The organism is Kangiella sp. (genome assembly GCF_048265365.1).
Classification (GTDB): domain Bacteria; phylum Pseudomonadota; class Gammaproteobacteria; order Enterobacterales; family Kangiellaceae; genus Kangiella.
Window position 1 is genome coordinate 1,567,587 of record NZ_JBLXBT010000001.1, and the last position, 18,465, is coordinate 1,586,051.

The 18,465-nt window shown below is 44.5% G+C and carries 14 protein-coding genes; 8 read left to right on the forward strand and 6 right to left on the reverse strand.

The genetic code is table 11. The annotated features are described in order from the left end of the window. Positions 1-115 precede the first annotated feature (115 nt). Together proB and ACN0VI_RS07290 are read right to left on the reverse strand one after the other, a co-directional pair. Entirely contained in the window at positions 116-916 is an 801-nt protein-coding gene (proB, locus tag ACN0VI_RS07285) for a glutamate 5-kinase (RefSeq protein WP_417446272.1), read from the reverse strand. A 334-nt stretch (positions 917-1,250) separates the two neighbouring features. Then, the gene (locus ACN0VI_RS07290; RefSeq protein ID WP_417446273.1) at positions 1,251-3,329 is read right to left on the reverse strand and encodes a prolyl oligopeptidase family serine peptidase; all 2,079 of its coding nucleotides are present in this window, start codon (positions 3,327-3,329) and stop codon (positions 1,251-1,253) included. A gap of 145 nt (positions 3,330-3,474) precedes the next feature. Between ACN0VI_RS07290 and ACN0VI_RS07295 the strand changes: the two genes are divergently transcribed. Beyond that, positions 3,475-3,936 carry a hypothetical protein gene (locus ACN0VI_RS07295; RefSeq protein WP_417446274.1) on the forward strand — a complete coding sequence of 154 codons (462 nt, stop codon included), beginning with the start codon at positions 3,475-3,477 and terminating at the stop codon, positions 3,934-3,936. A 33-nt stretch (positions 3,937-3,969) separates the two neighbouring features. Here ACN0VI_RS07295 and ACN0VI_RS07300 read toward each other — a convergent pair whose 3' ends face one another. The 4 genes from ACN0VI_RS07300 to ACN0VI_RS07315 all read right to left on the reverse strand — a co-directional run bounded on the left by ACN0VI_RS07300 (position 3,970) and on the right by ACN0VI_RS07315 (position 8,583). Continuing rightward, a complete protein-coding gene (locus ACN0VI_RS07300; RefSeq protein ID WP_417446275.1) occupies positions 3,970-5,676 on the reverse strand; it encodes a 2-oxo acid dehydrogenase subunit E2 in 1,707 nt (568 codons plus the stop codon). After that, positions 5,673-6,653 carry an alpha-ketoacid dehydrogenase subunit beta gene (locus ACN0VI_RS07305; RefSeq protein ID WP_417446276.1) on the reverse strand — a complete coding sequence of 327 codons (981 nt, stop codon included), beginning with the start codon at positions 6,651-6,653 and terminating at the stop codon, positions 5,673-5,675. The genes ACN0VI_RS07300 and ACN0VI_RS07305 overlap by 4 nt, the downstream gene beginning before the upstream one ends. Continuing rightward, positions 6,653-7,744, reverse strand: coding sequence for a pyruvate dehydrogenase (acetyl-transferring) E1 component subunit alpha (gene pdhA / locus ACN0VI_RS07310; RefSeq protein WP_417446277.1), 1,092 nt, complete (start codon positions 7,742-7,744; stop codon positions 6,653-6,655). The genes ACN0VI_RS07305 and pdhA overlap by 1 nt, the downstream gene beginning before the upstream one ends. A gap of 455 nt (positions 7,745-8,199) precedes the next feature. Next, on the reverse strand, positions 8,200-8,583 hold the full coding sequence (locus tag ACN0VI_RS07315; RefSeq protein WP_417446278.1) for a metal-binding protein: 384 nt from the start codon (positions 8,581-8,583) through the stop codon (positions 8,200-8,202). A 139-nt stretch (positions 8,584-8,722) separates the two neighbouring features. Between ACN0VI_RS07315 and pepN the strand changes: the two genes are divergently transcribed. The 7 genes from pepN to folC all read left to right on the forward strand — a co-directional run bounded on the left by pepN (position 8,723) and on the right by folC (position 18,457). Continuing rightward, positions 8,723-11,389: an aminopeptidase N gene (gene pepN, locus ACN0VI_RS07320; protein WP_417446279.1), complete on the forward strand. Its 2,667-nt coding sequence runs from the start codon at positions 8,723-8,725 to the stop codon at positions 11,387-11,389. 36 nt (positions 11,390-11,425) lie between these two features. Next, positions 11,426-11,749, forward strand: coding sequence for a hypothetical protein (locus tag ACN0VI_RS07325; RefSeq protein ID WP_331890047.1), 324 nt, complete (start codon positions 11,426-11,428; stop codon positions 11,747-11,749). A 59-nt stretch (positions 11,750-11,808) separates the two neighbouring features. Next, on the forward strand, positions 11,809-12,828 hold the full coding sequence (locus ACN0VI_RS07330; protein ID WP_331890045.1) for an aspartate-semialdehyde dehydrogenase: 1,020 nt from the start codon (positions 11,809-11,811) through the stop codon (positions 12,826-12,828). Between the two features lie 125 nt (positions 12,829-12,953). After that, positions 12,954-15,263: a FimV/HubP family polar landmark protein gene (locus tag ACN0VI_RS07335; RefSeq protein WP_417446280.1), complete on the forward strand. Its 2,310-nt coding sequence runs from the start codon at positions 12,954-12,956 to the stop codon at positions 15,261-15,263. An 88-nt stretch (positions 15,264-15,351) separates the two neighbouring features. Further along, entirely contained in the window at positions 15,352-16,146 is a 795-nt protein-coding gene (truA, locus tag ACN0VI_RS07340) for a tRNA pseudouridine(38-40) synthase TruA (RefSeq protein ID WP_417446281.1), read from the forward strand. Positions 16,147-16,253: 107 nt separating this feature from the next. Further along, positions 16,254-17,120 (forward strand): acetyl-CoA carboxylase, carboxyltransferase subunit beta, encoded by an 867-nt coding sequence (accD, locus tag ACN0VI_RS07345; protein WP_331890039.1) that lies wholly within the window; start codon positions 16,254-16,256, stop codon positions 17,118-17,120. Between the two features lie 20 nt (positions 17,121-17,140). Further along, entirely contained in the window at positions 17,141-18,457 is a 1,317-nt protein-coding gene (gene folC / locus ACN0VI_RS07350; RefSeq protein WP_417446282.1) for a bifunctional tetrahydrofolate synthase/dihydrofolate synthase, read from the forward strand. Positions 18,458-18,465: the final 8 nt, after the last annotated feature.

The following is an 18,465-nucleotide window of genomic DNA, read 5'->3' on the forward strand; positions in this document are numbered from 1 at the left end:
TTAAGTATTGCTAACTACTCATGAGGCCAAACCTCAGCGATTTCTCCATCTGTGAAAAATTATTTGAAATAACAGTATCTTATGCCTCGGATAAGGTGTGCTTATCCGATGGCTGCTAATTCATAACTTTTAACTGATTTGGATAAAGCCAGGTACCAGGGTTCTGGTTTGCCCATAAATGGTTATAAGCCTCTTTCTTGCCATTACAAATAGTTACCGCAATACCCTGTGTGTTCGCTATAACTGCCGATTGAAGTTTGCTCAGCATGCCGCCGCTAGAGCGAGGGTTGTGTTTGGTCTTGGCATAACCGATAACGTTTTGGTTTCCGTAGTCAATGGTTTTAATCAGCTGCGCGTCTGGATTAGTGTGGGGATTATCATTAAAAACGCCATCAACATCGCTGCATATAATTAGCAAATCGGCGCCCGTCAGTAGAGCAACTTGTGCTGCTAGCATGTCATTGTCACCAAACTTGAGCTCCTCAGTAACCACTGTATCGTTTTCATTCACAATCGGTAGTGCGCCAAATTGTTCTAACTGAGCAAAGGTCTTTTTGGCATTACTGGCTCGTTTTGGATTGTTGATATCATCAGAAGTTAATAACACCTGGGCAACGTCTTGATCGAAGAAGCGTTGCCAATGTCGTATGACGATGGACTGGCCTATGGCCGCCAACGCCTGCTTCTGTTCAAGGTTAATGGTTCGGGCTGCAGGTAGCTGTAATTGATTGAAACCGGCTGCTACTGCGCCAGATGACACCAGAATGACCTGTTTCGAAGCCGCATAGCACTTTTTGATAAAGTTGGCGATCGGTAAGCAATGTTCAGCTGAACAGGCGCGTGAGTTCGGGGCAATCAGGGCAGATCCTACCTTGATGATGATTTTTTGATAGTGACTAAAGTTTATGTCGTTCATTTCAGTTTCTCCCAGCCATTAAAAAACCCGCAAAGCTTTTGGCTTGCGGGTTTCTGTGGTTATTCGTTTCTATGAAGTCGTTATCGATGATTCAGTAAAAAATATTCACACAGCGCAAGCCGAGACTTTCCGGGTACGGGAAGACTTACGGGGATAACCGCTAGAGGCTGTGATGTGTGAAGGAATGTATTCATGGCTCTGATAATGGCTGGAAACATTGTGCTGGTCAATTACCTTTTGGTTATAAAGTGCTTTTTTAGTAAATGGATAGATAAATGAGTAGCATTAAAAAAGGGGCCCGAAAGCCCCTTTTTAACATAGGAAAATGCCAATCCTATTTAAGTTGATCCGCCAGATAAGTATGAATCAGCGCATAAAGCTTAGCTGATTGTTCATTATTGGCTGCACCGCCATGACCACCTTCGGTGTTTTCATAATACAAAACATCGTGTCCCATGGCTTGCATTTTGGCTACCATCTTACGTGCATGCCCAGGGTGGACACGGTCATCACGGGTTGATGTCGTGAAAAAGATTTTAGGGTAGTCTTCTTCTTCATGAATATTATGATAAGGCGAGTAGGTTTTAATGTAGTTCCACTCATCTTCATTATCAGGATTACCGTATTCACCCATCCAGCTTGCACCGGCCAGTAGCTTGTTGAATCGCTTCATATCCAATAGTGGAACCTGACACACTACAGCACCAAATAGATCCGGACGCATCGTCGCAACAGCACCAACTAAAAGGCCACCGTTACTACCACCATGAATACCCAAATGTTCTTCGGATGTGATTTTTCGCTTAATTAAATCTTCAGCAACGCTAATGAAGTCATTAAAGGCTACATGACGATTGTCCTTTAAAGCTGCCTGATGCCAGTCAGGGCCATACTCGCCGCCGCCGCGGATGTTGGCAAGGACATAAACACCGCCTTGCTCTAACCAGTTTTTACCTATCAGCGCTGAGTAGCTTGGGCGCAGGGAAACTTCAAAACCACCATAACCGTAAAGCAGGGTTGGGTTTTTACTGTTGTGCTCGATATCTTTGCGCATGACGATAAAGTAGGGCACCTTAACGCCATCTTTGGCTTCAACAAAATGCTGTTCAACTTTGTAAGGTTCGGCATCAAAGAAAGCTGGCAAGCTTTTTAGCTCACTGAATTTCTCTGTCTTCTCATCAAAGTAAGAGAAAGTACTTGGGGTTAAGAAACTGGTATAGTTAACAAAAAAGTTATTATGCTTGTCGCTGGTTCCTGCCACACTGAGCGTGCCAAATTCCGGTAAGTCTACTTTTTTATGATGCCACTCTCCGTCGGTGTACCAATAGCGATGCAGTTCACTACTCACATCTTTCAGTAGATTAACCAGTAAGTAATCTTTGGTAGAAGAGATACCACTGATTGCGGTACGTTCATCAGGCACTAACACTTCAGTGAAGTTCTTTTTACCGGCCAAATAATCGTCAATGCCAATCGAAAGGACTGAAGCCTGCTGATAAGTCTTGTCATCGATGGACCAGTCAGACTTAAGCTCAATCAAAAGCTGACCATTATTGATTCCGCGGAATGTACTATCTTTGGGACGGTCAAGCTTTGTTAAACCATCTTCAGTGAATAGATAAATTTCTGCAGTGTAAAAATCTAAACCCTGATAAACAAACTTATAAGTGTCTTCTTTATCACGAGTGACAAAGGCTTGTACCGCGACATCACTTTGGTTGCCTGCGAACACTGCTGCTGCATCTTCGAGTTTCTGCCCGCGTTTCCACAGCTTAACGACTCTTGGATAACCTGAGTCGGTCAGGCTATCCGCGCCAAAATCAGTGCCGACAAAGACTGTGTTTTCGTCAATCCAGCTCAAGTTACTTTTTGCTTCAGGAAGCTGGAATCCATCTTTGATGAAGCTTTTACTTTCAATATTAAACTCACGAATAACGGTAGCATCAGCGCCGCCGCGTGACAGGCTGATCAGGCAACGCTGATAATCTGGGTATAGACAGTTTGAGCCTTTATAAACCCAGTTCTCGTCTTCCTTTTCAGCGAGTGCATCAACATCAAGAATGACTTCCCATTTAGGCTCGTCTTTCTTGTATTCTTCTAATGTGGTTCGACGCCAAACACCGCGCACATGTTTTTCATCACGCCAGAAGTTATAAAAGTAACCGTTCATCTCAGTGACATAGGGTATACGGTCGTCAGAGTTAAGAATGTCGAGGCTGGTTTCATACAATTCTTTATAAAGTGGCTTGGATTGAAGGTAACCCAAAGACACCTCGTTGACTTCTTCAACCCATTCGAGAGCTTTTTTGCCTTCAACTTCTTCAAGCCAGATATAAGGATCGTTGGCTTCTTTGGCAGAAACCGAGGTAGCCAATAAGCCACTCAGCAAGCCAGTTAGTAATAGTTTTTTCATTGTTCTTTCCACATGAGCCTCCACACAAGCACACTGTATCTAATGTTCTGGTTAACTGTTCACATACAAAATCGCTACTGAGCATAGCAAAGGGGTAGGTGTTCCGCTAGGATACAAATGTGTAGAAATATTACTGAAGAAGATTATGAAACAACTCGCATTGGCATTATTTTCACTAGGATTTTTTGCCTCGACTCTACAGGCAACCAAAACAGAATCAAAATCACTAGAAGAACTCGTTCTTGAAAGTGATCTTATAGTAGAGGTGTTCGTTGTCGATGTTTATGAAAAGAATGCGTTTGAAGCTATTATTAGAAATCCAGAAATGGAAACTGGCCCCAGTATAGAAAATAGAATTATTCTGAATGTCTGCGTTAAAGATGTCTTTTATAAAGACAAATCCATAGATGTACCAAGTTGTTTTGAAGTGAGCCTATGGAAACGATGGCACTTATCATTAGGTTCAATACTTGAATATAAGTCTAAAGAGGTGCTGTTATTACTTAAAGGCGAAGATTTGAAGTTTGTTCATCCCGGTCACTTTTTTTGGCCTTTAGATAAGAAAGATGAAATATTAGAGTTAAATAAAAAGCGTGATACCCAATGATATCACGCTTTTATTTTTAGGATGTTGCTTGAATTAACGAGCTAACTGTAGGTCTTCCATTACAGCTGCCAAGAAGCGTGCTGCTTCACCGCCAGTACAGGCGCGGTGATCGAAAGTTAACGATAACGGCAACATTTTTGCGTTGGTAATACCTTTATCGGTTAGCTTTAATTCATTACGGAAGCGGCCAGTACCTAGAATCGCTACCTGAGGTGGCGAAACAACTGGAGTGCCGTAACGACCTGCGATTGAACCAAAGTTTGAAAGAGTGATGGTCGCGTTTTGCTGATCATCCTGTTTCAAAGATTTAGTTTCAATCTTTTCGCGAAGCTCCTGAACTCTTGCACGTACACCTGCCATATCCATACGATCGGCGTTATGAACTACCGGTACGTATAAGCCGTCCGGAGAATCTACCGCGATACCGACGTTAACGTTCGGGTGCAACAAGCGCTCGAAGTTTTCACCATCGAACCAGGCATTCATTGCTGGTACTTGCTTTGCTGCAGTGACAAGGGCGCGAACGTAGCGAGCCAGTGAGTCAGTACCTTTTGGCCATGCAGTAATGTCGACATCTTCAACCAGACTGGTTGGAACAACCGTTGCTGCAGAATTTGCCATACCCATTGCCATGGCACGACGAACACCGCGAACTTTTTCAGGTTTCACTTCCAGATTAACCGCTGGCAGGCCTTTTGCCTGTTGCGCAGACATGGCTGGTTGCGATTGGCGAGGAGCCGATGAGCCGCCTTTAGAGGCTTGTTCAACGTCATCACGAGTAATCGAACCTTTGCGTCCTGTTGCTTGGCAATCGCCTAAATCAACGCCCAGCTTACGAGCTAATGCGCGCACGGCAGGAGAGGCTTTATAAGCAAGTGGGTTTGAAGTATCAACGCCAGCTGCTTGTTGAGGCTGTTGAGCTGTCGTTGTAGAGGTTGTTGCTCCAGATTTTGCAGCATCACGCACATCTTTTTGCGTGATGGCGCCGTCTTTTCCTGTACCTTTAACTTGCGTCAAATCGACTTTCAATTTTTTGGCTAGTGCTTTAACTACTGCGTTGGCTGTTTCTGCAACAACATTGTTGCCGACTTCAACAGCACCAACAACAGTGCCACTGTCAGCACGTTTTTCTTCGCCTGCTTCTTCTTTAGGAGGTGTGGCAGGTTGGCTTGTACCGCCAGTGCCACCGAACTCAACTAAAGGCGCACCAACTTCGATGACGTCACCGGCCTGGCCATAAAGCTTTGAAACTTTGCCAGCAAAAGGAGAGGGTACTTCAACCACAGCTTTCGCTGTTTCCATTTCAACCATAGGCTGATCCACAGTGACCGTATCGCCTTCTTTAACTAACCAACGCACGATTTCTGCGTCAGGTAAGCCTTCGCCTAAATCAGGAAGTAAGAAAGTGTCGCTACCGGTAGCAGGAGTTGATGCTTGTGGTTGAGCTTCTTCTTTTGTTGCTTCAGCAACCGGTGTTGGTTCAGGAGCTTCTTCAGCTACTTCACCAACCTCACCAAAAGTGACCAGAACGGCACCCACATCAATCACATCGCCTTCTTTGCCATGTAATTTTCCAATACGACCAGCGAACGGAGAAGGCACTTCAACCACGGCTTTAGCAGTTTCCATCTCGACCATAGGTTGGTCGACAGTTACTTCATCACCTTCTTTAACTAACCAGCGTACGATTTCCGCATCTGGTAAGCCTTCACCTAAATCGGGTAAGTTAAACTGTTTCATTTGTACTCCATGATTTTGCGCGCTTCATCGAGGATACGATCCACGGTCGGCATGTATTGTTTTTCTAAGCGGTAATAAGGCATCACCGTATCATAACCTGATACGCGGCCAATTGGCGCTAGTAAACTCATAATCGCTTTTTCGGCAATCTCAGCTGCAATTTCAGAACCGACTGAGCCAGATTTTGGTGCTTCCTGAACGATACAAACGCGACCAGTTTTTTGAACTGACTCGAGGATTGTATCCATATCAATTGGACTGATTGTTGCCACATCAATGACTTCGGCATCAATACCTTCAGCCGCTAACTTTTCAGCTGCTTGTAAGGTTTCATGCATCATAGCTCCCCAGGAAATCAGGGTAATGTCCGAGCCTTCACGATCAACGAAGCAAGCTTCTAGTGGGTATTCTTCACCAGTATCTTCAACTTCATGTTTAACGATACGGTATACACGTTTTGGCTCAAGGAAAATCACCGGATCAGGATCGCGGATTGCTGCCAACATCAAGCCATAAGCACGGCTTGGGTTGGAAGGGATAACCACTTTAAGACCTGGAATATGAGCAAATAACGCTTCAGTAGATTCTGAGTGGTGCTCTGGAGCATGGATACCGCCACCATAAGGTGCGCGAATCACCATCGGCAAGGTCAAGCGGCCGCGCGTACGATGACGCATACGAGCTGCATGACCGAAAATTTGATCAACTGCCGGGAAGATAAAGCCCATAAATTGCATTTCAGCAATTGGTTTCATGCCCTGTGCAGCCATACCAACCGCTAAACCGGCAATCATTGATTCCGCGAGAGGTGAGTCGATAACGCGATCTACTCCAAATTTCTTTTGTAGACCGTCAGTTGCGCGGAATACACCGCCGTTTTTACCGACGTCTTCACCAAACAATACAACATCTTTATCGTGCTCAAGCTCATAAGCCATTGCTGCATTGACTGCTTCAATTAAAGTAATCGCTGCCATTATTTTGCACCTCGCGCTTTTTCGGCCAGCTTAATCGCTGCTTCACGTTGTGGTTTGGTATTTTCAGGTAGCTCAGCGTAAAGATGATCAAACATCAATTCTGGGCCTGGCTTTGGAGCCTCTTCGTATTCTTTAACTGCGGCATCAACTTCTTTCGCAATTTCAGCCTTCATAGCGTCTTCGTCTTTATCAGACCAGGCTTTGTTGGCTTCTAAATATTTGCGCAAACGAACCATTGGCTCATTTTTCCAAGCCTCTTCTTTAACTTTAGGATCGTCGTAACGAGATGCATCATCCGCAGTAGTGTGGTCACATAAACGATAAGTGATAGCTTCGATTAACGTGGGGCCACCGCCATTACGTGCTTTTTCAAACGCATAATCAGCAACTTGTTTGACGGCGATGATGTCGTTGCCGTCAACTTGAACGCCTTCGATACCTGCAGCAATTGCTTTTTGCGCATAAGTTTCGCAAGCGGTTTGAATTTCGGTTGGGACAGAGATTGCCCATTGGTTGTTGTTAATCATGAACACAACACCAAGGTTCCAGATACCGGCAACATTAATACCTTCGTAGAAGTCACCTTCCGAAGTACCGCCTTCACCAATTTCAGTGGCAACCGCACGTTTTTGACCGCGCATCTGAATTGCTTTGGCCACGCCCGATGCATGAACAATCTGGTTAGCAATGGGTACACAAATAGGGAAGTCTTCTTTGGCTACAGAATAGTTAGAGCCTTCTTCATCACCACCCCAGTAAAGAAGAATTTCTTTCATGGTGACGCCGTGTTTTAGCATGGCACCAGTAGAGCGGTAATAAGGAATAAGAACATCATCAGCGGTCATTGCATCGCCATAACCAATGCCGATAGCTTCCTGACCTAACGAAGCAGGGTAGGTACCCATTTTACCAGTACGTTGCAAAGCGTATGCTTTTGCATCAAAAGCACGTAGCAAAGCCATTTCACGGTAAAGTTTACGCATTGTGTCCATATCTTTGGCAAATGCGGGTAGTTTCTGGGTTGGTTTACCCTGAGCATCAAGATACTGGTGGTACTTGATTTCAAAAGAAGCAACAGTTGTAGTCGTCAAGGCTACATTCTCCTAAGGTTACTGGGAAAAAAATTCTGTTCGTTTCAAAGCTCTATTGAGCTGTAACGACTGTTTTCACGCAAACTTTTTACTCTGTGATCAGAAGTAGTCCGATTATACGTGAACTTTCTAGTGTTTTCGTTAACGGTTTATGAAGAGTGGTTTTTAGTCAGCCACTTTATAAAATAAACTTATTTTTTAATAAGTTAGAGCGTTTGCTCGGCCGTTAATTTGAGCTTTCCCATGGTTAAAAACAGCTGTTTTCGGAGGCGATTGTACGGATTTTTAAGCCTTTTGTATAGTAAATGGCAGTTCTGACCAGTGAAGCATCAGTTTTGTTGTGGGTTGCTCGGCTATGGATTAGTAAAACTTATTGGTGAACGTAGGTAATTTTCTAAAATTCAGTGGGTTAGTCGATTATAACGGGTCGTCATGACTAGAATAAGTATCCAAAATCAGGTTTTAATATCCATCTCAAAATAGGCGTGTTCTGGGCAGAAAGCGAGACCCTTGACGCAGTTCTTATTGCACTGTTTCCACTTACAGGTTTCGAAACTTAAGCCGCCGTGATTTTGCACCATTAAGTCAACCCGAGCGTGAGTCGTATCCAACGCTTTCCATTCGGCTATATCCCTGACCTTGACGCTAATACCGATTTGATTACCCCTGGCAATATCAATGTGCCAGAGTTGACCGCACTCCGGGCACTGATTCAAGCAGGCCCATTGCGAAGGGTTCCAGTCCTCTTCGTCTAATCCATGCAGGGGATGTTGTGGGGTATTGCTGATAATTTCATCGTCTCCTAACAGGATGTCGGCTAACTCAGAGCATTTACACATAATGATTTTCTATTGGTAAGTTTGGTTTTGGCGAACTCTTTTATATCGGATAGTTGGCATGATTGCTACAATAGCGCCAATTTACTTTTGGCACACTATTTGGACTGTAAAGGTTAGCAGGCCGTAACTAAGAGCTTTTATGAAAACTAGCGATAGCATCCCAGTAAAATACCGCAAAGATTATAAACCATCAGCATTTTTGATTCACGAAACGAAGCTGAACTTTGAATTATTTGATGACCATTCTATTGTCACCGCCCGTTTAACGTTGCACGCTAACCCTGATGCGGAGCCTGCCGACAGCCTGGTTCTTGATGGCGAAGAGTTGGAGCTGTTGGAAATCTGTATCAATGGACAGAAACTGAAGCATACTCAACACGAAACTGACTCAGAACAGCTAACAGTCTGGCTGGATAAGGTACAAGACCTGGACTATCAGCAAAGTCCTTTTGAGCTAATGACCAAGGTGCGAATTTACCCTAATACCAACACCAGCCTTGAAGGTTTGTATTTGTCGAATGGTAAATTTTGTACTCAGTGTGAAGCTGAAGGGTTTCGTAAAATAACCTATTATTCTGATCGTCCTGATGTGATGAGCATCTTTACCGTTCGTATCGAGGCGGCACAGCAGAAATATCCACATTTACTGTCCAATGGAAACCAGATCGAGCACGGCAAATTAGCTAATGGGCGCCATTACGCTATTTGGCACGATCCGTTCCGTAAACCTAGCTACCTATTTGCCTTGTGTGCTGGCGACTATGAATTGCTGGAAGACCAATTTACCACTCAGTCTGGGCGTGAAATCAAGCTCGAAATCTACGTAGACAAGGGTAAGCTTGAACAATGTCACCATGCTATGGAGTCTCTCAAGAAAGCTATGGCATGGGATGAAGTGGTCTTCGGGCTTGAATATGATCTGGATATATACATGATCGTGGCCGTCGGTGACTTTAATATGGGCGCGATGGAAAACAAAGGGCTCAATATCTTCAATACCAAGTATGTTCTTGCACATTCGGATACTGCTACTGATCAGGATTTCGAAGACGTCGAAGCTGTGATTGCTCATGAATACTTCCACAACTGGACCGGCAATCGAGTGACCTGCCGCGACTGGTTTCAGTTGAGTTTAAAAGAAGGGCTAACGGTTTTTCGTGATCAACAGTTTACTGCTGACCAAACGGATCATGCGGTTAAGCGTATTGAGGACGTTAAAGTTATTCGCTCCCATCAGTTTGCAGAAGATGCCGGCCCTATGGCGCACCCGATCCGTCCAGACAGCTACATTGAGATGAATAACTTTTACACTGTGACGGTCTATAATAAAGGCGCAGAAATCATTCGCATGTATCACACCTTGTTAGGTGCTGACGGTTTCCGTCGCGGCATGGACTTATATTTTGAACGTCATGATGGTCAGGCCGTCACTTGCGAAGATTTTGTTTGCGCGATGGAAGATGCTAACGGTTATGATTTAAAGCAGTTTAGACGTTGGTATTCGCAAGCCGGTACGCCAGAAGTCATGGTGACCAGCGAATATGACGAATTACATAAGAAACTGACCCTGCACATTAAGCAAAGCTGTCCTGATACACCTGGGCAATCAAACAAACAGCCTTTCCATATTCCTTTAAAGCTTGGCCTGCTTGATAAAGAGGGTAAGGATTTGCCGCTTCAGTTAGCAGCTAGTCGAGAACAATTGACGGGCGATATTTTACACATAACTCGAGCAGAACAATCCTTTGATTTTACTGAAATCGCACAGCAACCTGTTTTGTCATTGTTACGCAATTTCTCAGCGCCAGTGCGACTGCATTATGATTATAACGATCATGACCTGGCTTTCCTGTATGCGCACGATAGCGATTCATTTAATCGTTGGGAAGCGGGGCAGCGCTTATTTGCTCGAGTGATTTGGCAGCTATGTGCTGAGCAGCAAGCGGGCGAGGCCATGCAGTTCCCGTTGCATCTAGTCAACGCGGTACAAAATCTGTTGTCCGATGAATCGCTTGATGGGCGCTTTAAAGCCCTGGCCTTGACACTGCCGGATATCAAAGCGCTGATTGAAGAGGTTGATCGGGTTAATCTTGATCACTTAATCGCTGCACATAACTTCCTGAAAAAAGAGCTGGCTCGTCATCTAGAGATGGATTGGTTAGTGCATTATCAAGCCAACCATCATGTCGGTAGCTTCCAGCAGGATAAAACATCTATTGCACAACGTGCCTATGCCGGTGTTTGCTTGAGCTATCTTGTCGCTTTGGATAAACCAAAAGCCTATGAGCTAGCGGTCAGCCAGCTACTCAACAGTAATAATATGACGGATGCTGAAACGGCATTGCAGTTGCTTATGCATTCCAATTATGAGGACAAGCAGCAGATAGCTGACGATTTTTATCAGAAATGGCAAAATGAAGACTTGGTGGTCAATAAGTGGTTTGTTTCGCAGGCGACAGATCCAAATGACTCAACCATTGAACGGGTAGAGTCCTTAATCGAACATCCTGCCTTTGATCTTAAAAATCCCAACAAAGTCCGATCGGTGGTTGGCGCTTTTGCCGGGTCAAACTTACCACAGTTTCATCGCAAAGATGGTCAGGGCTATGTTTTCCTGGCCGAGCAGATTAAAAGACTCTATAGCGTCAACCCGCAAACCGCGGCACGGTTGACTGGAGCCTTTAACCGCTGGAAAAAGTTCGACGATGAGCGTCAACGCTTGATGTGTGAACAATTACAGGGTATTTTGCAACTGCCTGATCTGTCCAAAGATGTCTATGAGATCGCAAGTAAGGCTTTGGACTGATTGATCAATTCAACAGATACAGAGTAAGAGTGAGTTATGTCAATTATCAGATGTATTGTGTGCAGTAAACGAATTTCAAGCAAGGCAGAAGTCTGCATGCATTGCGGTGCGGTACTTAAAGGCACCAGCGAAGAGCAGTTAGAGCGGGCCATTCATATCCAGAAGATGAAAAGAAGCCGTCGTTTGCAGAGTCTTTCCTTCTTGGCCATATTGCTTGTCGCAGCCGGTTTTTTATTGAATTTTGTTCACCCACAAGATAATGCTGCAACCTGGGTCATCGTTTCATATTATATGATCGCTGCTGGCTTCGTAGGTTATGTTGCTTTGCGTGTATGGATAATGTTTTTAAGAAAGAAATAGTTACCTATATTTCCTAGAATTTATATTAATTCCTTTTTTGAGGTTTTCGGAGAGCTAAATTGAAAAAAGTTAATGTCGTCATCGTCGGCGCTACAGGTGCCGTCGGTGTTACTATTCGTGAGATACTGGAAGAGCGTGATTTTCCAGTAGAGAATTTGTACTTGCTCGCAAGCGAGCGTTCCGCTGGTGAGCGTTTGATGTTTAAGGGCAAGTCAGTTCGAGTTGAAAATCTTGCGGACTTTGACTTTTCTAAAGCCGATATCGGTTTGTTTTCTGCTGGAGGTGATATCTCAGCGGAATACGCACCTAAAGCAGCGGAGGCTGGCTGTGTGGTGGTCGATAACACTTCTCACTTTCGTTATGAGGACGATATTCCGTTAGTTATCGCTGAAGTTAACCCTGAACGTATCGCCGATTATAAGAATCGAGGCATTATTGCCAACCCTAATTGTTCAACCATGCAGCTATTGGTTGCTTTAAAGCCAATTCAGGACGATGTGGGTATTGAGCATATCAATGTCTGTACTTATCAGGCTGTTTCGGGTTCTGGCCACAAAGCCGTAGAAGAGTTGGCCAGTCAAACCGCTGAATTGCTAAATGGCCGAGAAGCAATCAGTAAGGTATACGACAAGCAAATTGCTTTTAACGTTTTGCCGAATATCGATGCCATTCAGGACAATGGTTATACCAAAGAAGAAATGAAGATGGTGTGGGAAACCCATAAAATCTTTGAAGATCCTTCGATTGGAGTGAGCCCAACGGCGGTAAGGGTTCCGGTGTTTTACGGTCACTCTGAAGCAGTTCATATTAAAACCCGGGTGCCGCTTGATGCGGAACAGGCCAGGTTCTTGTTAAAGAATGCTGAAGGTGTGACTGTGGTTGATGATATGAGTAAGCTTGAGTATGCCACTCCAGTAACTCATGCCAGCGGCAAGAACGATGTGTTTGTCAGCCGCATTCGTCAGGACGTAGGCATGGAAAACGGCCTCGCAATGTGGGTAGTTTCTGATAATGTTCGCAAAGGTGCGGCATTGAACACAGTTCAAATCGCTGAAATACTTGTAAAAAATTACTTATAGCCGCAAAATTAGTACTTAACAATAGCTAACTTAAAGTATAATCTTAAGTTCTGACATCAAAAAGCCGTGGTCAACAGCGGCTTTTGAGTCGAATTTTTACTATGGGTATTTAAGAGGGAGAACTTATGTTTCGTAAATTAGCTGCGACTGTCGCTGTATCGACGGCACTAATGACTTCTCAGGCCTGGTCGCTTGGACTTGGTGAGCTTAAAACTGAATCAGGTCTAAACCAACCACTAAACGCAGAAATCGTTCTTCTTTCTTCAAAGGAACTTCAAGAATCTGAACTGCGCGCGAAGATAGCCTCATTTGAAGCATACGAACGTTATGGTGTCACTCGCGAGCCATTCCATAGCTTGTTACGATTCGAAGTTTACACTAAAGCGGATGGCTCAAAGGCGGTTCGCCTTTCTAGTGATTCTCCGATTAAAGAACCCTATGTAAACATTATTATTGAACTAGATTGGCCGCAAGGTAAGTTAATGCGTGAGTATACCTTACTGTTGGATCCTCCAGTCTTCAATAAAACCACACCGGTTGTCAGCGCTGAACCAAGTCAAACACAAGTAACTCCAACCCAAAGACCATCGACTGTTGCTGAGGAAGTCAAACGTACTCCTACAACAACGAGCCCAGAACAAAGCCAGCCGCAACAAGAAGAACCAGCTGAATCAGAACAAACTCCTACAGAAACCGTCACTAGGACTGAGACAAGCACACAACGCCGTACAGCGCCAGTCTTTGAAGGCAATAGCTGGAGTGTCGGTCGTGGACAAACGCTTTGGAGTATTGCCAGTCAAGTCAGACCGAATAACGCCACCGTTCAACAAACTCTGATTGCTCTCTATCGTAATAATCCTGATGCTTTTATTAATGATGACGTTAATCGTTTAAAGGCTGGCTACCAGTTAAAAGTTCCAGAGCAATCCTACATTGATAGTATTTCGCATGCTGAAGCGTTGAGTGCCTACCGAGCTTCTCTGGGAAGTAACCAGGCACCTCTTGATGTACGAAAAACAGTTTCCGAAACGCAAGCTCGTGATGACTCGTCATCACAGGGTGGTCGATTAAGTATTGCCAGCGTTGAAGATAGCTCGCTTAACCAGGCCGGAGGCTCCGAAACTGATGCAGAGTCAGTTTCTGAGTTGCAGAGTGAGGTCAACACATTACGAGAAGCTGTGGAAACCTTGAAGTTACAAAACCAACAGCTTAAAGAAGAGTTACAGGCTAAAGATGATCTCGCTGACACTGGAGTGCAGGTAGAAGACGATACTTTAGCTGTATTATCGGGATCCGCTGAAGTTGCTGAAGATACTTTACCAATAGAAAATCCGGAAGAAGAGCAGTCAGAAGCAAAAGTGGCTGACACTGCTCAAGAGTCTGTGGTCGAAGAAGAAAAGAAACCAGAACCTCAGTTGGCCCAGAATGATAAGTCTAATAAAGAGTCATTTTATCAAGCCGAAGGATTCTGGTACTGGGCTGGTGGCGGTTTATTAGCCTTGCTAGTCCTCGCTGGTGGTGTTGTTTATTGGCGCAACCGCCAACCGCCAGAAGATGGTGAGTCAGGATTAGTACCGTCATTTGGCGACTCTTCCCGCAAAAAAGAACCGGCTTCGCCAAGAGATTCTTTTTTAAATAAAGACAAGATGACGGTTGATGAAGCATCTTCTGATCCAATTGGTGAAGCTGATATTTTAATTGCTCGCGGCAAAATGACCGAAGCGAATAATGTGCTTGAGAAAGCCTTAGCCAAAACTCCAAAAAATGATGAGATCCGAGTGAAGTATATGGAGATATTGGCCAGTCAGAAAAATTCTTCAAAGTTCTACGAACTGAAAAAGGGACTTTCGAAAGATTTTGATCATGACTCTAAACTTGGCCTTAAGGTTGCCAGTTTAACGTCACTTGTTGAGCCACCTAAACCTGCCGAGCCGGTAGTTAAGCAGGAACCATTGCCTGATGAAGACGATGTGTTCGGCTATGATCAGGAAAATCAGGGTAAAGAAGTGAATGTTGATTTAAGCGCTGAGCTTGAAGCAACGGAAGAGCCCGAAGTCGACACAACATCTTCAAGCGATTCATTAGACTTCGACTTGAGTGATTTTGAGAAAGAAGTTGAAGCTACTGCTTCAGAGGACAAGGTCAAACCAGAGTCTGTTGTTGATACCAATGAAACAAGTGATAGTGGTTTGGAGTTCTCACTAGACTCCGACGACGAAAACTTAGTGACCCAGGAATCTACTGCATCATCAGAGACTTCGGCCGCCGGAGAATCAGGAATTAGTGAAGATGAAGTGCAAACCAAACTCGAGCTGGCAAAAGCTTACATAGAGATGGGTGATGAAGATTCAGCTAAAGATATTTTGCAGGAAGTGAAGCAAGAGGGTAATGCTAAACAAAGCGAAGAAGCTGCAAAACTATTAGCAAAACACTGATTAGCTACTTGGAATGAGTAGCCAGATAACAACACCGGGTTTATGCCCGGTGTTGTGCATTTTAACCGCTTAGATTGAGACTGAAGTTATGACAAAAGTCGCGCTCTGCATTGAGTACGATGGGCACCGATATCATGGTTGGCAGCGTCAATCCCATGCAAGTTCAGTACAACAAACACTTGAAAAGGTGTTGTCCATCATTGCAGATGAACTGATTGAAGTATCTTGCGCTGGACGCACCGATACTGGAGTCCACGCAACAGGGCAGGTCATTCACTTTGAGTTGAGCAATGAACGACCATTAAAAGCCTGGACCATGGGCGCCAATACACAGCTCCCCGATGATATTGGCGTACGCTGGGCGCATTCTGTTTCTGATGATTTTCATGCCAGATTCAGTGCTACCGCGAGGCGTTACCGCTATATCATTGCTAATACTCCTACACGGCCAGCCATAGCCCGCTCAGGTTTGACCTGGTGTCGTGCTCCACTCGATATAGAAGCTATGAATAAAGCATGCGGTTATTTTCCTGGCGAGCAGGATTTCGCTGCATTTCAGGCTGCAAGCTGTCAGTCAAAAACATCGTTCAGGAATATCCATCACTTATTTGTTGAGCGTTTAGGCGACTATGTGGTCATAGATATAAAGGCTAATGCTTTTTTACATCATATGGTGCGTAATATTGCTGGTAGCCTGATCGAAATAGGGCGGTATAACCAAAAGCCTGAATGGGCAAAGCAGTTACTGGATGGAAAGGATCGTACTCAGGCGGCATCGACTGCCAGCCCCAATGGTTTATACTTGATAGATGTTGAGTACCCTGAGCAATTCGGCTTACCCAAAGTTTCACCTGGGCCTTTGTTTCTGCCATTAAGGATGTGACGGGCTGCTGAAATATTAAAGTGGTTAAACCAGAGGTTTATTCCGTTTGCCACTAAACCTGTTACAATGCGTGCAATTTGTTAAGCGACGAATAAAAGACTGAAATTATGAGTTGGTTAGAACGATTATTACCGAAACGCAACCCTGAAGGGTCGCAAAAAAAGAAATCTATTCCTGAAGGGGTTTGGAGCAAATGTACGGCGTGTGAAGGCGTTCTGTATTACGCTGAACTTGAGCGTAGCCAGCATGTCTGCCCTAAATGCAATAATCATATGCGCATCAAGGCGCGTACTCGATTAGAGCAGTTTATGGATGAAGCAAACCGCAAAGAAATCGGTGCTAACATGAAACCGATTGATATGCTTAAATTCCGTGACTCAAAGAAATACAAAGATCGTATTTCAGCGGCTCAAAAGAAAACTCATGAAAATGACGCTCTAATTGCATTTAAAGGCACGGTTAACGATGTTCCTGTCGTGGCTTGCGCCTTTAATTTTGAGTTTATGGGCGGCTCAATGGGTTCTGTTGTAGGTGAGAAGTTTGTGCGTGCTGTTAATGCGGCTATTGATACCCGCTCTGCATTAGTATGCTTTTCGGCCAGTGGTGGCGCTCGTATGCAGGAAGCTTTAGTGTCTTTGATGCAAATGGCAAAAACCAGTGCAGCATTAGCAAAACTGTCAGAAGCGAAGCTCCCTTATGTGTCTGTCCTAACTGACCCAACCATGGGTGGTGTTACGGCAAGTTTGGCCATGTTGGGCGACGTGCAGATAGCCGAGCCAAAAGCCTTGATTGGTTTTGCTGGCCAGCGTGTTATCGAGCAAACAATTCGTGAGAAGCTTCCTGAAGGTTTCCGTTTGAGTGAGTTTTGGTTAGAACACGGTGCAATCGATATGATTGTTGACCGTCGTGAAATGCGCGATACCGTGTCTCACCTTGTTGCGAAATTATTAAACCTTTCTAAACCTGCTGCCTGATACTTTCCAAAGATTGTGCAGTGAGCGCCTCCCCAGATTTTAATACCTTAGATGAATGGATAGCCTGGCTTGAACAGGCTCATCCTATTCATCAGATTGAGCTGGGGTTGTCGCGTATCGAAAAAGTTGCCCGTAGCTTAGGACTGCTTGAGTTTAATGCTCCAGTCATTACTGTTGCCGGCACTAACGGAAAAGGCACAGTTGTTGCCACTCTGGAATCCTTAGCGATTGAACATAATTTGTCTGTCGCCAGCTACACATCCCCTCACTTATTAAAGTTCAACGAGCGCGTCAAACTTAGCGGGCAACCCGTTTCGGATGACTTACTGGTTTCGGCTTTTCGTTACATAGCTCAACATCAAAATGGTGTTCCTCTAACTTATTTTGAATTCACAACTCTGGTTGCTTTCTGGATATTTAAGCAGCAGGAATTGGATGTGGTTGTTTTGGAAGTGGGGCTTGGCGGCCGAATGGATGCGGTCAATATTATTGATCCTAATGTTGCCGTGATTACTTCGATTGGTCTTGATCACGTTGATTGGCTGGGCGATACCCTGGAAATGGTTGCTCATGAGAAAGCAGGTATTATGCGTTCTGGCAAGCCAGCGATTATTGCTGATCCGGAAACTCAGTCTTTACTGCTGCCAGAAGTCAGCGCAAGACAGGCTAAAGGGGTTATCGCTCAACTTGATTATCAATATGAAGATCTAGGCTCCGAATGGACATTTGCTAGTGTTGTTGAAGGCCAGAAGTTATTCATTGATGGCCTGGTAAATAATGATCTATTAGTGAGTAATCTGGCTTCTGCGCTTCAAGCATTTTTGCTGGTTTTTCCGACAAAAGTTAATCCTGAGCGGATTAGAGCAGCCTATAAACACTTACAATTTATCGGTCGCTTTCAGTATCTTTCCAAAGCGCCTATAGTGATTGTGGACGTGGCTCATAACCCAGACTCAGCAAAGATTCTGAACCAAAAGCTGAAACAGCTCAAAGTTCGTGGAGTGGAGCATATAACGGCTATATGCGGTATGTTAAAAGATAAGGATGTTGCTGGCTCTTTGGCTCATTGTGCAACTGTTGATCAATGGAGTTGTATAGACCTTCCTGGCCCAAGAGGTGCTAAGGGCGAAGAATTGATGATAAAACTGCCTGAAAAGTCACGAAAAGACGCAAAATCTTACCATTTACTGGTTGATGCTTTAGATGAATATTGGCAACATCAACGTCAGAATGACGCTTTGGTTGTTTTTGGTTCTTTTGTTACCGTCGCCATGATGCTAGAAACATGGCCTGGATTTAGCCAACGCAATGCTAGAACGACTAAACAAGTAAAATGAGGCTTTAG